We start from the raw sequence: 13,757 nt of genomic DNA, 5'->3' as shown, positions 1-13,757 counted from the left end.
ACTGCTCTGAGTGGGCAAACAAGATTCTTTAAAATCGAAAATGGCAATCTCATGTGCTGGTATGAGGAACTTCAAGAGTGGAGATACCCAGCCGCATCAAACTACTTAATGAAAAATATTAAGGTGATCGAATGAGCAGTAGAAAAATAAGAGCAGCACTTAAAAAGAAAGGTATAGAGGCAGAAGTTCATTGGGAATATATGTCTGATTGCTACGGTGGTGGTGGAGCATATTTTATTGACATCGATGTTGATGTTGAGAATAAGCTTTTAGACTCTGATCCCGATTGTGAGCCACAACTTCAGTGTGGTTATGCAGAAACTCTAGATGAAGCTTTAGAGTTTATTGATGAGCTGCCGTCACTTAAGTGATTGAAATTATTATCGCACGAAGTTTCAGGAGTAGGAAATGCAAAAAGCCGTGTTTCCTATCCAGAGTCATGCCGACATCACCAAAGCCATTAACTACATGCACACCAATTACACCCAGGCGATTAATGATGGTAAGCCTTTGGTTGTTCGTATAGATCAGAAGCAGGATGACAGGTCCACTGCACAGAATAGGCTCATGTGGATGTGGCTAGGTCAGATCGAGAGAAAGACTGGTCAGGATAAAGATTCACTTCATTACGAATTTAAGAAACGCTTTCTGATTTATATCTACCGTCGTGATGATCAGGAGTTTGCTGAGACCTGTAATGCGATTGCAATGCTCAAGCAGAATGAGTGTGAAGAATACCGGGTGATTGCAGAGCAAGTGATAAGACTTTGCAGCACGACAAAATTAAGCGTTAAGCAGATGACTGAGTATTTGGGGTATGTGCATGACTTTGCTGTGGTGAGGTTGGGTGTGCATTTAACTGTGCCGGATGATTTGAAGTGGTGTTATCAGGAGTAGGTTAATGACATGCCAAGGCTGTGAAGCAAGACGCAAATGGATGAAAGAGCAATATGAGCGATCAAAAGAAAGAATGCGGTTGTGTATCGAACGACTTACTCCTAAAGCTAATCGAACAGAACAACCAGCTAATAAACCAAGTGGCCCAAGTCATCCAGATCAACAATGAACAGAATGCTCAGATTAATGAGCTATTGATTCAGTTGGAAGGTGATGAGGATGAGCAACCTAAGTCACAGTGTTTGGATGGGTGAGTAGTATGAGCAATACTCCATCATGGCGCAGCGATAAGCGAACATCAAGCGAACGTGGATATAACTCAAGATGGCGTAAGGCTAGAGAGTCATATCTAAGGTCACATCCTTTGTGTGTTATGTGTGAGGAACAAAATAAGATTGTGGTTGCAACCGTAGTCAATCACATTATTCCACATAAGGGTGATCAGTCTTTGTTTTGGGATAAGAGTAATTGGCAAGCGGTTTGCAAATTACATCATGATTCAACAATCCAGAGACAGGAAAAGCAAAACATTGTTGTTGGTTGTGATGAGTCTGGCTTTCCACTCAATCCTGATCATCATTGGAATAAATAGAATAAAATCAAAGGCATGGGGCGGGTATCTCCTTGAAAAATAACGTTTCAGTTAAAGACCGCCCCTGTACCATCTTCTTAATTCTATTGGGATTTTAAGGGCTAGAACACATGGCAGGAAGGAAGCGATCAGACAGCACACATGTCAAAACGCAATTAGTAGATGATCAAGATATTGCGCCACCAGAACATGTCCGGCTTCGAGATATTGACATGCCGTTTTGGTATGCTCTCGTGCGCGCGCGCGTAAAGGATAGTTGGAATACAGTTGACCTACAACATGCAGCAAACTTGGCAAGATGCCAGGCAGACATTGAACGCATTCAGCAAGAGATTCTGGAAGAAGGTGACACGCTAACCAATGATCGGGGAACGGTTGTCCTAAACCCCAAACATTCACTACTGGAAACACTTAGCCGAAGATCAATCGCACTATCAAAACACATTCAAGTGCATGCGGTGGCAACAGTTGGCGAGTCGGATAAGCAACGAGGCAAGAACTCAGCAGCCGCAAAAGGCAGAAAGACCGCTGACAAAACTAAAGAAGCTGATGATTTACTGGCTCGACCGAGCTGATTTTTTTAATGCCTATCGTCTTATAGGTGAAATATATGACACGCGGTGAACGAGTAATTGCATTTATCGAGAGATACTGCAAAGCACCAGAGGGTGCACACGTTGGACAGCCAATTATCCTTGAGGATTTTCAGAAGAAATTCATCCTAGATGTTTATGACAATCCGCATGGCACACATACAGCGATTTTAAGTATTGCGCGTAAGAATGGTAAAACCGCATTGATTGCAGGCATCCTGTTGGCGCATTTAATAGGGCCAGAGGCGCAGCAAAACAGTCAGATTGTAAGTGGTGCACTCTCCAGAGATCAGGCGGCGATTGTTTTTAAGTTAGCCGTGAAGATGATTAACTTGAATGAAGCATTGCAAGATCTGGTACATATCATCCCATCAACAAAAACATTAGTTGGCTTGGCAAAAAACGTAGAGTTTAGGGCGTTATCTGCTGAAGGCAAAACAACACACGGCCTATCACCTATTCTGGCAATTCTTGATGAGACGGGACAGGTAAAAGGACCGCAAGACGAATTTGTTGATGCTGTAGTGACAGCACAGGGTGCACATGAAGCACCGCTACTGATGGTGATTAGTACACAAGCCGCCACCGATGCAGACCTGTTGAGTATCTGGATTGATGACGCGCTAAAAGGTGAAGATCCAAAGACAGTATGTCACCTGTATACAACGCCAATGGAAAGCGACATTCTGGATAAGGAATCTTGGAAGTTATCTAATCCAGCGCTGGGCAAGTTTAGATCGGAACCTGATATGCAAAAATTAGCAGAAAAGGCCAGTCGAATGCCAAGCGCTGAAAACACTTTCCGAAACCTAAACTTAAATCAGCGCGTTTCTACTGTTTCACCATTTATTGCCAAGCAGACATGGGATACATGCCTTGGGGATCTGCCGCCAATTTATGAGTGTGATGAAGTTTGGGCTGGGCTGGATTTGTCAGCTCGCACCGACTTAACTGCTTGTGTTTTTTTAGGTAGAAAGGGTGAGAAATACTACACATATCCTACCGTCTGGACACCAGAGATAGGTTTGGTTGATCGAGCTAAACGTGACCGGGTTCCTTATGATTTATGGGTGAAACAAGGGTATTTATTTACCACTCCTGGCGCTACTGTGGATTACGAATATGTGGCAAAGCACATTGGTGAAATTGCTTCAGATGTAAAAATTCTGCATGCAATCGCGTTTGACCGATGGCGGATTGATGTATTTAAAAAAGAGTGTGACAAGCTAGGGTTGGAATTGCCGCTTGTGGCATTTGGTCAAGGATTTAAAGATATGTCCCCCGCCTTAGATACATTGGAGGCGCAACTCTTAAACGCTCGAATCGTTCACAACAATAACCCTGCGCTAAACATGGCAGCCGCGAATGCTGTGGTAGTCAAAGACCCGGCTGGTGGTCGCAAGTTGGATAAATCCAAAGCCACAAATAGGATTGACCCTATGGTTGCTCTAGCGATGGCATGTGGTGTTTCTAATTTTGAAGAAACAAAACAAGCAACATACAACATCTATTTCGTTTAATTTATTCACTTTCCAAAGCTCGCACTACGCGGGCTTTTTTTATTGGGAGAGCCTTATGTCTGCTCTACATAAAACCTTTGGCTCTGTCGAAATTAAGAGCCTTGATGAGCAAAAGCGAACCTTCAAAGGAATCGCAAGCACACCAAACCAAGATCGTGCCAAGGATGTGATGGTGCCAAAAGGTGCAGATTTCGATCTGCCTATGCCTTTACTTTTCCATCATGACCCACGTTCAGCCATTGGCCATGTGACAAGCGCAAAAGTTACCGCAAATGGTATCGAGGTCGAGATTCATATTCCTGAAATTGAGGAAGAAGGTGACCTGAAACGCGAAGTTGATAAGGCATACCAATCACTGAAATACGGTTTAGTCAAAGGCCTATCAGTTGGATTTATCCCGAATTGGGATGAAGCGGAAATGATTAAGGGTGGTGGCATCCAGTTCAACTCATGGGAATGGTATGAGCTTTCATTGGTGACTATCCCTTGTAACCGCGAATCAGAAACAGAATTTTCAAAAGCATTTGAGGAACACAAAGCCGCGTTGGGCAAAAAACCTCAAGACGTTCCAGGTGGCGATTCATCTGAACAAAAACACGTTGTCGTAAAACTTAATAGCCCAACAAAGGGTGGAGTGAAACTATGAAAGAGTATTTAGCAAAGCTGCTTAAGGCATTGGCTGAAAAAAACCAAGCAATGCAAACAGCGTTATCAAAGTCAGCGGGTGAGGGCAGTACGCCTGATGAAGCAACTGAAGCAGAAATTCAGGCGATTGAAAAAGATATCGCTGCGATTGAAGTGAATATTGAACGTACCAAAAAACAAATCAAGGCTGTTGAAGAAGCTGAAAAGAAAGGCCTTCAAGAGCCAGCGCCAACACCCGGTCAAGATCCGGCACCAAAAATTGAAATCGTTAAAACTTTAGATAAGGGTATCGGTTTCGCCCAATATGCGCGTGCAAAATTAGCCTCAGCTCTTGAGGCCAAAAAAGGTAACTTTAAGTCACCAGTTGATATGGCCAAGCAAATGGGCTTTAGCGATGAAGTTCAAGACTTGGTACAAAAGGCAACAGTTGGAACAACTACAGACGCTGCTTTTGCATCAGCACTGGTTCAAGAAAACCGCTTAGTGGGTGAATTTGTTGATTTACTCAAAGCCGCAACAGTTTTTGATAAGTTGCAAGGCATGCGGAATGTTCCATTTAACAGCACAATTCCAGCTAAAACAAAACGCGGTAAAGCAAGTTGGGTGGGTGAAGGTAAGAAAAAACCTTTAACCAATCCTGAATTTGGTGATGTGAAAATCAAAGAGCATAAACTTGCTGCAATTACTGTGTATACACAGGAATTAATGCGTCGCTCCGATCCAGCAGTGGATATTTTGGTTCGTGATGACTTGATTGAAGCTTCTCAAATCTTAATTGATGAAACCTTCTTGGGTGTTCAGGCAGAGACCGATGTGATTCCGGCTGGTGTTTTGAATGGCGTAACTGCAATCACTGCCAGCGGCACAACAGCAGCTGCTTATGATGCAGATCTACAACAACTTGAAGATAACTTCTTGGAAGCAAACCTTTCACTGGATGGTTCTTATTACTTGATGTCAGAAACACGCGCTGCTCGCATGGGTCGTATTCGTGATGCATTGGGTAACTACTACTTCTCAGGCATGCAGGGTATCAATAAAGAGCTGAATGGTCGTCCAGTCATCACATCACAAACTGTCGGTGACAAGATCGCCCTCATTAAAACTTCTGAGCTATTGCTTGCTCAGGATGGTGGTGTGGATGTGTCTTACTCTGACCAGGCGACTCTTGAAGATGCGGATGGCACCATCACCAACTTATGGCAAGAGAATAAATTTGCTGTACGTGTTGAGAAGTTCATCACTTGGGCAAAACGCCGCCCAATTGCTGCTGCATGGATCGACTATTCAACCCCTTAATCGCCTAATCGATTATTCAAAAACAGCTCCTTAATTGGGGCTGTTTTTATATCTAAGCATCACAATTGTTTAGCTATAGGAACAGTCTATGAAGATTAAATATTTAAAGATGACCCACGATTCCAATGTTGGGGATGTGAAAGAGATTCCTGATTTTCAGGCAAATGTATTGCTCAAAATTGGTGTTGCAGAGGTCTATACAGAACCGAAAAAAGCAGCACCAAAAGCGAAAAAAGAAGATAAAACCAAAGAATAGGATGTAAAGAATGGGCTTTTTCGGAAATTTATTTGGTAAAAAGAAATCCCTCCAAGGAGTCCATTCAAACCAAGGGTGGACTTCTTTATTTGTGCATGAGCCTTATTCTGGTGCTTGGCAAAAGAACGATGAGCTGACCCGGGAAGATTTGGCAGCACATCATGCTGTTTTTAGCTGTGTTTCATTGATCTCTCAAGACATTGGTAAGATGCCGATTCTGCTAAAAAAGAAGCAGCAAAGCGTCTGGATTGATCAAGATATTCCAGAGCGTTTTAGCGTCCTAAATAAGCCAAATCACTACCAAACATGGCAGCAATTCAGTGAGCAATGGACTACATCACTATTGCTTCGCGGCAATACCTATGTGTTTAAGGTGCGAGATATCTTCTCAGGCAAGATTGTTGGACTAAAAGTTTTAAATCCCGACCTGACAAAGCCGTTGATCAGTGATGCTGGCGATGTCTTTTATCAACTCAACGATGATCAACTCAATCAGACTTCGCATGAAGTGGTGCCGGCATCTGAAATTATTCATGATCGTATTAACTGCTTCTATCATCCACTTGTGGGTTTATCGCCAATTACAGCGTGTGCGGTGGCGGCAGGGCATGGCTTGGAAATCCAGAAAAGCCAGCGCCAACACTTTAGAAATAACAGCCGACCGGGTGGAATCCTGACAGCACCTGGACCTATATCAAAAGAGAAGGCTCAAGAAGTCAAAACGCAATGGAATGAAAACTATGGTGGTGCGAATGCTGGCTGCACGGCTGTAGTTGGCGATGGTATGAAGTTTGAAGCCATTTCAGTTTCAGCCGCTGATTCTCAATTGATTGAACAAATGCGAATGAGCAACGAAGTCATTTGTGCTGTTTTCCATGTACCGCAATTCAAGTTAGGTATTGGCACCATTCCAGCAGGGCAAAAAGTTTCAGATCTAAATGAAATCTATTATTCGGATTGCTTGCAAAGTCTGATAGAAGCGCGTGAAAACCTGCTTGATGAAAGTCTTGGTCTAAAAGAATCCAGTTTAGAAGCCTTTCTTGATCTGGATACATTGATCCGCATGGATTCAGTATCCCAGATGCAGCGACTTAAAGAAGGTGTTGGTGCAGCAATCATGACTCCGAATGAGGCGCGTCAAAAACTTGGTTTAGGCCCATTAGAGGGTGGTGACACGGTTTACATGCAGCAGCAGAACTTTTCTCTTGAGGCGCTGTCTAAGCGTGATCAGTTGGATGATCCTTTTGGTAAATCCGCACCAAATATGCCTAAAAATACTGAAAACTCAGATCAAAAAGGCCAGTATCAAGGCGTTTTTAAGGCTGAAAATCAGTATAAATCAGGCCAGTTTGTGACGCATAAAGGCTCATTGTGGCACTGTGAAAAAGATCATTCGGGTGATTTTAGCCATGAAAACTTCAAATTAGCGCAGAAAAAATGGGGTGCAGAATGAGTATTGTAAGTCTTGAGACCCTAAAAGAGCATTTGCGCTATGACGATGATTCAAATGACATGATGCTTCAGGGGTATTTGGATGCAGCAGATTCGGCGGTGTTGAATTACATCACTGATGAACTTGAACCTGATTACCCCAAAGCAATTCATCAGGCAATTTTATTACTGTGTGGATATTGGGACCAGTACCGCAATGCTGAGCAGGAAATGCCGGTAAATGGCAACTTCTTGCCGATGCCTGTGCAAAGCCTGCTTTATCCATACCGTAAGCCTACAGCGATTTGAGGTGATCTATGGCCCAACGTGCAGGCGAACTATGCCACCGTGTGACGATTCAGCAAAAAACCACGGTTTATGATGAATACAACTATGAAACCGAAGCTTGGACTGAATACAAAAAGCTCTGGGGAAAAATTGAGTTCCTTTCTGTGAAAGACAGCTTAAATGCTAAGGCCGCAGGATCAGAAACGACAGCTCGGTTAAAACTGCGAAAACGTGATGAAATTCATACCGGAATGCGTGTTTTATTCGATGGACAGACTTTCCAGATCGTCTCACCACCTAAACCTGACAATGAAAACGGCCGTATTTATATGACGCTGGAGTTGTCATTAGTGGAGTAAGCCATGTCAGTAGAGTTCAATATTGAAGGCTTGGATGAAGTTCAGGAAAAGCTTAAAAGACTTGGCAATCCTCGCTTAATGAAAAATGCTGCAAGGCGCTCCATGCGTAAAGCCATGGCGATTGTGCGAGATAGCGCTCGCAATGCAGCAAAAGGGATTGATGATCCAGAAACAGCCGAAAAGATTTGGAAAAACATTGCTATTGCTGCGGGGAAAACACGAAACCCGAATGAAGTGGTAATGCGTGTCGGTGTGCGTGGTGGTGCATCATTTTCTAACCCCAATCCACCTAATACAAGTGGTGGCGATACGCGGCACTTCAGATGGGTTGAATTTGGATCGGCAAACAATCCGCCGACACCGTTTTTAAGACCGGCTTTAGCAAACAACATCCAAGCCGTAACCAATAGCTTTGCTGAAAACTTCAATAAAGAAATTGACAAGGAACTCGCAAAATTATGAATATTTTACCCGTAGTTTCTACACTGAAATTAGCTTCAGCGGTCACAGCATTGCTCGGCACCAATCCTTTAAGGGTATTTGAAGACATTGCACCACACAAAACGCCATATCCTTATGCAGTCTGGTCGGTAGTCACAGCAAATCCTGAAAACCACTTGGATTGCCCAGCCAATATCGATCATGTGTCATTTCAGATTGTGGTTTACGACACCCAGCAGAAAAGAGCATCAGATATTCGAGCAGCAATTAGACAGGCTTTAGAGCCTCATTGCTATGTCACCAATATTCACCCAAACCACTTTGAACGCATTGCTGACACCAATATTTTTGGTCGCGGCTTTGATGCGAATTGGTTTTTAGATCGTTAAGCAAATTTATTTTTCCACATAGCACCCAATCGGGTGTTTTTTTTATGCCTGATTTTTATCAACTACGCATGCTATCTGATTTGCATTCAGGCATGTGTTTTTACTTAAGGAGATTTATATGAATGCGAAATTTAACCCAGTAAAACTGGTTGATGTTAAAGATGCTAAGCCTCACACGACGACTTTGCAGATCGCGTTGGGTCTTGGATTGCAGCATGCGAGTGTTATTAAATTGGTGAGAACATATCGACCAGACTTTGCAGAATTTAGCCCTATCAGATTTGAAATCCGAAAGGGAGAAGCCTTGCCACAAGGCGGTTTTGCCAAAGCCACCGAATATGCAGTATTGGATGAGCAGCAAGCCACCTTCTTAATGACACTGTTGAAAAACAGCCCACGTGTTATTGCATTCAAAAAAGCATTGGTGAAAGCCTTCTTTGAGGCTCGAACCTTGCTGCAAACAGATTATTTTGCCTTGATCCAGCAACGTGAAGCGCTTAATGCAAAACTCGAATGTGAAAAAGAGATTGCAAGCGCATGCGGAAAAGGGTTGTCGACTTGGAAAAAGCAGCGTGACTGCCTAACCACTGCAATTGCAAATGTAGATCGGCAGATTCAACCCTGTCTATTTGAATAACCAAATTATTTCCAAACCAATGCCACCACTCGGTGGCTTTTTTTATGCCTAAAATTGAGGAGTACTCGCAAATGGCAGAATTACGCACGCAAGGGACAAACGTCTTTGCTTTTGATGGTACCGACATTACGCAACTTGTCTGTGTAACCGGTATCGACTTGGGAAGTGACAGTACTTCAAAAATTGAAACAACCTGTCTTGAAGAAACAAAATCCAAATCCTATATGCCGGGGCTATCTGATCCGGGTGATGGCTCACTTTCAATTCGACTTGACCCAGAAAACGACTCACACCTAAAGCTTATTCAATGGGCAGAAAATCGCACCGAACTTGAATTTTATATTGGTGCGAGTGATTCAGTTGCTCCGCCAACAGTAGCTACAAATGCTGTAGCTCTACCAACTGGCCGTTCATTCTGGTCATTTAAAGGCGCATTAACTCCAGCAGTGCCAACATTTGAAGCGGATTCCATTGTGGGCTACCAGTTCACTTTACAGCGTTCAACTGGTGTGACTCTAACTCCAGCAACTGTTTAATTTAAGGCCCGTACAGGGCCTTTTGCTTTCTTGGTGAATCATGAAAAAATTAACTTTAAAAGACATTAAATCTGGCGCTCTAATGGGTAAGCCGGAGCACGTAACTGTTCAAATTAAAGTTGCTGGTGAAGATGCGGAATTTGATACTCATATTCTGCCATTTAGCTACAGCACAGCAGTAGCTCAAATGAAGGCCTATGGTGAAAACAAAGAGGCTTTAGCTGGTGTTTTGGCAAGTGTTATCTGTGATGAAAAAGGACAACTTGCATTCACTGAAGATGAAATACGCACCCATTTCAACCAAGCCTTAGTGGATGCGCTTTGGTCAAAAATTGTGGATATTAACGTATTGGGAAAGCAACTGAACTCAACCAAGACGACGAAATCCTCATCGAAATCAGTATCGCGCTCGGTAAAACGTACAGCGAAATCGCAGACCTCCCATACCGAGAAATCAAAAAGTACACCGCCTACATCCGAAAATACGGAAGCCTCAACCTCGGAAGAAGATTCGAGCAAGAATTAGCAAGAATTCACCAGTCTATTTTAATGCTGAAAGGCGTTAAGGATGTAAAACTTCATGACCTAATGACTCATGAGGAAAAACCTGAAAGCGAAATGGATGAATTTGATTTTGAAGATTAGAAACTGATTTAGATTGGTTTCTTTTGTTGATTTTTCCAAGCTTGAAAGTCTTTAAGTTCAGCTAAAATCTTGGCCTGCCTTTCATTTTGCTCCAATAAAACACGCTGGCTTTCTAGAAGAATCTTAGTCTGAGCTTCCATTTCCTCTTTATATTTTACCATTTCTGGTGATGGGGTAAGTGTTTTTGGAGTGAAGCTATCCTCAAGCCGAGACACGAGTTCGGATGTAATTGAACGGTTATTGGCGAAAGCTGCCTTTTCTATATCTTCTTTTAGCTTTGAGGGTATTCTGAAGTTTACTTGTGAATATTCTTGAGCCATAGCAGTTCAGCAAAGTGTGAAATTATTTTAATGATATATAGCAAAACGCTTTACTTCAATAAAGTATTTTGCTATAAATTAAAAAGCTATAAAGCAAAACACTTTAAATGGAGTAAAAATGACACGACATGACAAGCAGCTAAATGTCCGAATGGCTCATGAAAATATAGATGGGCTGAAAAAGGCAGCAGCAGAAAACCGTCGTTCTTTGACAGCACAGTTGAATACTATTGTTGAAGAATGGCTCAAACAAAACCAAAAGAGTGCGAAAGCATGAAATCAATAGACAACAAAAAAGCCCACCGTCTGGAAAACAAGGGCTTGATTGCTGTCAACAAAGGAATATTAACTATGTCTAGTTTAGCATTAAGTTTTAACGAAGTAAATTTTTCACCAGTAGAGCAGAATGGTCAAATTTGGCTAACAGCTCCCGAGCTGGCGAGTGCTTTAGGGTATTCAAAATCTGATGCAGTTGGTCAGGTTTATGAGCGCAATAAAGATGAGTTTACTTCATCTATGACATTGACCCTCAAATTGAGTGTCAATGGAATCAATAATAGTAAGCGCGGTAAGGAGACAAGAATTTTTTCCCTACGCGGTGCTCACTTAATTGCAATGTTTTCCAAAACAGCAATCGCTAAAAAATTCCGCAAATGGGTTTTGGATGTTTTGGATCGTGAAGTTGTTACCAAGCGGCTTGAAGGCCGTCAATCCATTTCACCTGAGCAAAAAGACACGCTTCACAAAATCGTTGACCATAAGGTGAATGGCAATCAAGGTTTACGTGCACAGGTCTGGACGCGACATAACCGACACTTCAAGATTAACTCTTATCACGAGCTACTGGCCATTCATTTTGAGGATGCAGTTAAGTACCTGCTAGAAATGGAAGTTAAGCAGAGAGTTGAGAAAGAAGAGGTTAAAGCTCTACCTTATCCACAAGAGGTTGTTCAAATTGCTGAGCAGATTAATCAAGAATTTAAAAACTCTCGATATGATTCTTGGCATGTGAGTGCTCGGAATGGTGTATTGACTGCAATGCCACTGCCACCGGGATTTTATCCAACCATGGATATTGCTGAGTTCACCAAGCGTTTTGATAGTGTGCTGGATCTGCTTTATGGTACTGATACACTGCGAGTCGGGCGGCATTTTCTAAAAGAGCGAAATGCTTAATTAAAACAAGACCACTCTTCGGAGTGGTTTTTGCTTGAAAAATATACAAAGTCAGCTATAACTATTATTCATATTATAAAAATGGGAATAATTATGAAAAAAGTCATATTGCTGATTTTAATAACCTGTCTTGCGACAACTGCTTATTCTCATGGCGGGCGCACAGATAAGAATGGTTGTCACAATGAGAAGAAAACAGGCACGAGACACTGCCATTAAGAGGGAAATATGGGTTTTAATTTTAGAAAGAGCTTTAAGATTGCTCCAGGCGTTCGTCTTAATGTGGGTAAGAAAGGCATAAGCAGTGTTTCAGTTGGTGGAAAAGGGGCGCGCGTAAGCCTCGGCAAGAAAGGAACTAGAACTACGGTAAGTGCACCGGGTACAGGGCTATCTTATTCTTCCTATAAGCCACACAAAAAGTCAGCACCATCTATAAAACGCCAACCAGATTTTAGTAATCCTGATAATTTTCTTGGATACCCTAAGTCTGAATGGATAGTCTCAGCAATTATCGGATTTATCATTTTAATTGGCGTTATATGGATAGTTAGTTAAAACCAAACCACCTTCGGGTGGTTTTTTTGTGCTGGAATTAGTATCTTGTTCTAAATAAAGAGGGATTGGATATGAAGAAAATTATTTTATTAGCTTTGGTTGTTGGGCTGGTTGGATGTAAGAAAAGCTCATTTAATGAGTGTGTAGAGAAGGGTGTTCAATATTATAAAGACGTGGATATGTACCCAAAACTACCTAGCGGCGAGATTGCTGATACAAAAGTTAAGAGTATGTGCAGTAATAGCCGAGTAGCGTTTGGTTAATCTCACTTAAACAATACAACCGCCACTAGGCGGTTTTTTTACGCCTAGAGGAAAAGTTATGGCTACAAAACTCGGAACACTCACTCTTGATCTGGTTGCAAAGATTGGCAACTTTACACAAGGAATGCGCCAAGCATCATCCTCAGCAGAACGTGAAATGCAGCGGGCCAGTAGTAGTGTAAATGTCATGAATGGCATGCTTGGGAAATTAGCAGCTACAGCAGGCACGGTGTTCTCTATTAATCAAATTAAGAATTATGCAGATAGCTACACCGGTATTGTTAATCAGCTCAAGCTTGTAACCAATGGGCAAGCTGAATTAAATACCGCAATGAATGATACCTATAAGATTGCACAAGCTACTGCGTCAAGTTGGGGGGCGGTAAATACTGTCTACTCAAAATACATGTCAAATGCCAAGGTGCTCAACTTAACCCAAGCAGAAACTGCAAGGCTTACTGAGGTTACATCAAAAGCAGTTTCTATTAGTGGCTCTACAACTGAGGCGGCAGCAGGGGCTTTATTTCAGTTCGGACAAGCTCTTGATGGAAACATCCTTCGAGCTGAGGAATATAACAGTTTGGTTGATGGTGCTGGTGGCTTACTAAATGCCATGGCAAAAGGTCTAGGTGTTACTCGTGGCGAATTGCGTCAGATGATGCTAGACGGGAAACTTTCAGGCCAAGTTATCACCGAGGCATTACTAAAAGCGGGTGATAGTGTTGATGAGTTGTACTCTAAAACAGATACCACCATTGCTGCCTCTTTTAACCTGATCACCACTGAAGTTACGAAAATGGTCGGGGAGTTTGATTCTGCTACTGGTGCATCCAAAACCTTTGTGGAGGGCATCACAACACTTTCTGAAAACATGGAAGGGGTTGTCAATAGTATGATGGTGGGCGCTGCATTTAT

At 42.4% G+C, this 13,757-nt stretch carries 24 protein-coding genes; 23 read left to right on the top strand and 1 reads right to left on the bottom strand.

The window, feature by feature from the left end:
* The first annotated feature begins 131 nt into the window (after positions 1-131).
* The 17 genes from F891_RS08710 (at position 132) to F891_RS08635 (ending at position 10,409) form a co-directional block, all read left to right on the top strand.
* On the top strand, positions 132-371 hold the full coding sequence (locus F891_RS08710) for a hypothetical protein (RefSeq protein WP_005263199.1): 240 nt from the start codon (positions 132-134) through the stop codon (positions 369-371).
* 37 nt (positions 372-408) lie between these two features.
* Positions 409-897 (top strand): recombination protein NinB, encoded by a 489-nt coding sequence (locus F891_RS08705; protein ID WP_005263198.1) that lies wholly within the window; start codon positions 409-411, stop codon positions 895-897.
* 53 nt (positions 898-950) lie between these two features.
* Complete coding sequence (locus F891_RS08700) at positions 951-1,151, top strand: hypothetical protein (RefSeq protein ID WP_005263197.1); 201 nt, start codon at positions 951-953, stop codon at positions 1,149-1,151.
* A gap of 5 nt (positions 1,152-1,156) precedes the next feature.
* Positions 1,157-1,489, top strand: coding sequence for an HNH endonuclease signature motif containing protein (locus F891_RS08695; protein WP_034439410.1), 333 nt, complete (start codon positions 1,157-1,159; stop codon positions 1,487-1,489).
* Between the two features lie 233 nt (positions 1,490-1,722).
* Complete coding sequence (locus tag F891_RS08690; protein ID WP_228129152.1) at positions 1,723-2,064, top strand: TerS protein; 342 nt, start codon at positions 1,723-1,725, stop codon at positions 2,062-2,064.
* A 35-nt stretch (positions 2,065-2,099) separates the two neighbouring features.
* Complete coding sequence (locus tag F891_RS08685; protein WP_005263191.1) at positions 2,100-3,602, top strand: terminase large subunit; 1,503 nt, start codon at positions 2,100-2,102, stop codon at positions 3,600-3,602.
* Between the two features lie 55 nt (positions 3,603-3,657).
* The gene (locus F891_RS08680) at positions 3,658-4,248 is read left to right on the top strand and encodes an HK97 family phage prohead protease (protein WP_005263189.1); all 591 of its coding nucleotides are present in this window, start codon (positions 3,658-3,660) and stop codon (positions 4,246-4,248) included.
* Positions 4,245-5,546 (top strand): phage major capsid protein, encoded by a 1,302-nt coding sequence (locus F891_RS08675; protein ID WP_005263187.1) that lies wholly within the window; start codon positions 4,245-4,247, stop codon positions 5,544-5,546. Before F891_RS08680 ends, F891_RS08675 begins: the two co-directional genes overlap by 4 nt.
* 88 nt (positions 5,547-5,634) lie before the next feature.
* A complete protein-coding gene (locus tag F891_RS18080) occupies positions 5,635-5,802 on the top strand; it encodes a hypothetical protein (RefSeq protein WP_005263181.1) in 168 nt (55 codons plus the stop codon).
* A gap of 10 nt (positions 5,803-5,812) precedes the next feature.
* Positions 5,813-7,255 (top strand): phage portal protein, encoded by a 1,443-nt coding sequence (locus F891_RS08670; RefSeq protein WP_005263179.1) that lies wholly within the window; start codon positions 5,813-5,815, stop codon positions 7,253-7,255.
* Positions 7,252-7,542, top strand: coding sequence for a head-tail connector protein (locus tag F891_RS08665; protein WP_005263178.1), 291 nt, complete (start codon positions 7,252-7,254; stop codon positions 7,540-7,542). Before F891_RS08670 ends, F891_RS08665 begins: the two co-directional genes overlap by 4 nt.
* An 8-nt stretch (positions 7,543-7,550) precedes the next feature.
* The gene (locus tag F891_RS08660) at positions 7,551-7,880 is read left to right on the top strand and encodes a phage head closure protein (protein ID WP_005263177.1); all 330 of its coding nucleotides are present in this window, start codon (positions 7,551-7,553) and stop codon (positions 7,878-7,880) included.
* Positions 7,881-7,883: 3 nt separating this feature from the next.
* A complete protein-coding gene (locus tag F891_RS08655) occupies positions 7,884-8,342 on the top strand; it encodes an HK97-gp10 family putative phage morphogenesis protein (protein ID WP_005263176.1) in 459 nt (152 codons plus the stop codon).
* Positions 8,339-8,710, top strand: a complete 372-nt coding sequence (locus F891_RS08650; RefSeq protein ID WP_005263175.1) for a DUF3168 domain-containing protein — start codon at positions 8,339-8,341, stop codon at positions 8,708-8,710. Before F891_RS08655 ends, F891_RS08650 begins: the two co-directional genes overlap by 4 nt.
* A 118-nt stretch (positions 8,711-8,828) precedes the next feature.
* On the top strand, positions 8,829-9,347 hold the full coding sequence (locus tag F891_RS08645; protein ID WP_005263174.1) for a Rha family transcriptional regulator: 519 nt from the start codon (positions 8,829-8,831) through the stop codon (positions 9,345-9,347).
* A gap of 71 nt (positions 9,348-9,418) precedes the next feature.
* Complete coding sequence (locus tag F891_RS08640; RefSeq protein WP_005263173.1) at positions 9,419-9,883, top strand: phage tail tube protein; 465 nt, start codon at positions 9,419-9,421, stop codon at positions 9,881-9,883.
* A gap of 40 nt (positions 9,884-9,923) precedes the next feature.
* Positions 9,924-10,409, top strand: a complete 486-nt coding sequence (locus F891_RS08635) for a phage tail assembly chaperone family protein, TAC (protein WP_005263171.1) — start codon at positions 9,924-9,926, stop codon at positions 10,407-10,409.
* Between the two features lie 127 nt (positions 10,410-10,536).
* Here the strand turns inward: F891_RS08635 and F891_RS08630 are convergent, their stop codons facing one another.
* Complete coding sequence (locus F891_RS08630) at positions 10,537-10,848, bottom strand: Arc family DNA-binding protein (protein WP_005263169.1); 312 nt, start codon at positions 10,846-10,848, stop codon at positions 10,537-10,539.
* A gap of 118 nt (positions 10,849-10,966) precedes the next feature.
* Here F891_RS08630 and F891_RS08625 point away from each other — a divergent pair, with 118 nt between their 5' ends.
* The 6 genes from F891_RS08625 to F891_RS08605 all read left to right on the top strand — a co-directional run.
* On the top strand, positions 10,967-11,125 hold the full coding sequence (locus tag F891_RS08625; RefSeq protein ID WP_005103718.1) for an Arc family DNA-binding protein: 159 nt from the start codon (positions 10,967-10,969) through the stop codon (positions 11,123-11,125).
* 74 nt (positions 11,126-11,199) lie between these two features.
* Complete coding sequence (locus tag F891_RS08620) at positions 11,200-12,024, top strand: BRO family protein (RefSeq protein WP_034439549.1); 825 nt, start codon at positions 11,200-11,202, stop codon at positions 12,022-12,024.
* Positions 12,025-12,105: 81 nt separating this feature from the next.
* Positions 12,106-12,243: a YHYH domain-containing protein gene (locus tag F891_RS18550; RefSeq protein WP_415867430.1), complete on the top strand. Its 138-nt coding sequence runs from the start codon at positions 12,106-12,108 to the stop codon at positions 12,241-12,243.
* Positions 12,244-12,252: 9 nt separating this feature from the next.
* Entirely contained in the window at positions 12,253-12,579 is a 327-nt protein-coding gene (locus F891_RS08615) for a DUF4236 domain-containing protein (protein WP_005263163.1), read from the top strand.
* A gap of 71 nt (positions 12,580-12,650) precedes the next feature.
* The gene (locus tag F891_RS08610) at positions 12,651-12,842 is read left to right on the top strand and encodes a hypothetical protein (protein WP_005263161.1); all 192 of its coding nucleotides are present in this window, start codon (positions 12,651-12,653) and stop codon (positions 12,840-12,842) included.
* A 58-nt stretch (positions 12,843-12,900) separates the two neighbouring features.
* Positions 12,901-13,757 (top strand): tape measure protein (locus tag F891_RS08605; protein WP_005263159.1); only part of this gene is annotated, 857 nt, incomplete at its 3' end.

Origin of the sequence: Acinetobacter sp. CIP 101966 (genome assembly GCF_000369725.1) — a bacterium.
Taxonomy (GTDB): Bacteria; Pseudomonadota; Gammaproteobacteria; order Pseudomonadales; family Moraxellaceae; genus Acinetobacter; species Acinetobacter lwoffii_Q.
This window is presented reverse-complemented; position numbering and strand designations above follow the sequence as displayed.

Bases quoted from the DNA above. Each gene is read 5' to 3' on its own strand.
- F891_RS08710 (WP_005263199.1), top strand. From the start codon at position 132: ATGAGCAGTAGAAAAATAAGAGCAGCACTTAAAAAGAAAGGTATAGAG.
- F891_RS08705 (WP_005263198.1), top strand. From the start codon at position 409: ATGCAAAAAGCCGTGTTTCCTATCCAGAGTCATGCCGACATCACCAAA.
- F891_RS08700 (WP_005263197.1), top strand. From the start codon at position 951: ATGAGCGATCAAAAGAAAGAATGCGGTTGTGTATCGAACGACTTACTC.
- F891_RS08695 (WP_034439410.1), top strand. From the start codon at position 1,157: ATGAGCAATACTCCATCATGGCGCAGCGATAAGCGAACATCAAGCGAA.
- F891_RS08685 (WP_005263191.1), top strand. From the start codon at position 2,100: ATGACACGCGGTGAACGAGTAATTGCATTTATCGAGAGATACTGCAAA.
- F891_RS08680 (WP_005263189.1), top strand. From the start codon at position 3,658: ATGTCTGCTCTACATAAAACCTTTGGCTCTGTCGAAATTAAGAGCCTT.
- F891_RS08675 (WP_005263187.1), top strand. From the start codon at position 4,245: ATGAAAGAGTATTTAGCAAAGCTGCTTAAGGCATTGGCTGAAAAAAAC.
- F891_RS18080 (WP_005263181.1), top strand. From the start codon at position 5,635: ATGAAGATTAAATATTTAAAGATGACCCACGATTCCAATGTTGGGGAT.
- F891_RS08670 (WP_005263179.1), top strand. From the start codon at position 5,813: ATGGGCTTTTTCGGAAATTTATTTGGTAAAAAGAAATCCCTCCAAGGA.
- F891_RS08665 (WP_005263178.1), top strand. From the start codon at position 7,252: ATGAGTATTGTAAGTCTTGAGACCCTAAAAGAGCATTTGCGCTATGAC.
- F891_RS08660 (WP_005263177.1), top strand. From the start codon at position 7,551: ATGGCCCAACGTGCAGGCGAACTATGCCACCGTGTGACGATTCAGCAA.
- F891_RS08655 (WP_005263176.1), top strand. From the start codon at position 7,884: ATGTCAGTAGAGTTCAATATTGAAGGCTTGGATGAAGTTCAGGAAAAG.
- F891_RS08650 (WP_005263175.1), top strand. From the start codon at position 8,339: ATGAATATTTTACCCGTAGTTTCTACACTGAAATTAGCTTCAGCGGTC.
- F891_RS08645 (WP_005263174.1), top strand. From the start codon at position 8,829: ATGAATGCGAAATTTAACCCAGTAAAACTGGTTGATGTTAAAGATGCT.
- F891_RS08640 (WP_005263173.1), top strand. From the start codon at position 9,419: ATGGCAGAATTACGCACGCAAGGGACAAACGTCTTTGCTTTTGATGGT.
- F891_RS08635 (WP_005263171.1), top strand. From the start codon at position 9,924: ATGAAAAAATTAACTTTAAAAGACATTAAATCTGGCGCTCTAATGGGT.
- F891_RS08630 (WP_005263169.1), bottom strand. From the start codon at position 10,848: ATGGCTCAAGAATATTCACAAGTAAACTTCAGAATACCCTCAAAGCTA.
- F891_RS08625 (WP_005103718.1), top strand. From the start codon at position 10,967: ATGACACGACATGACAAGCAGCTAAATGTCCGAATGGCTCATGAAAAT.
- F891_RS08620 (WP_034439549.1), top strand. From the start codon at position 11,200: ATGTCTAGTTTAGCATTAAGTTTTAACGAAGTAAATTTTTCACCAGTA.
- F891_RS18550 (WP_415867430.1), top strand. From the start codon at position 12,106: ATGGGAATAATTATGAAAAAAGTCATATTGCTGATTTTAATAACCTGT.
- F891_RS08615 (WP_005263163.1), top strand. From the start codon at position 12,253: ATGGGTTTTAATTTTAGAAAGAGCTTTAAGATTGCTCCAGGCGTTCGT.
- F891_RS08610 (WP_005263161.1), top strand. From the start codon at position 12,651: ATGAAGAAAATTATTTTATTAGCTTTGGTTGTTGGGCTGGTTGGATGT.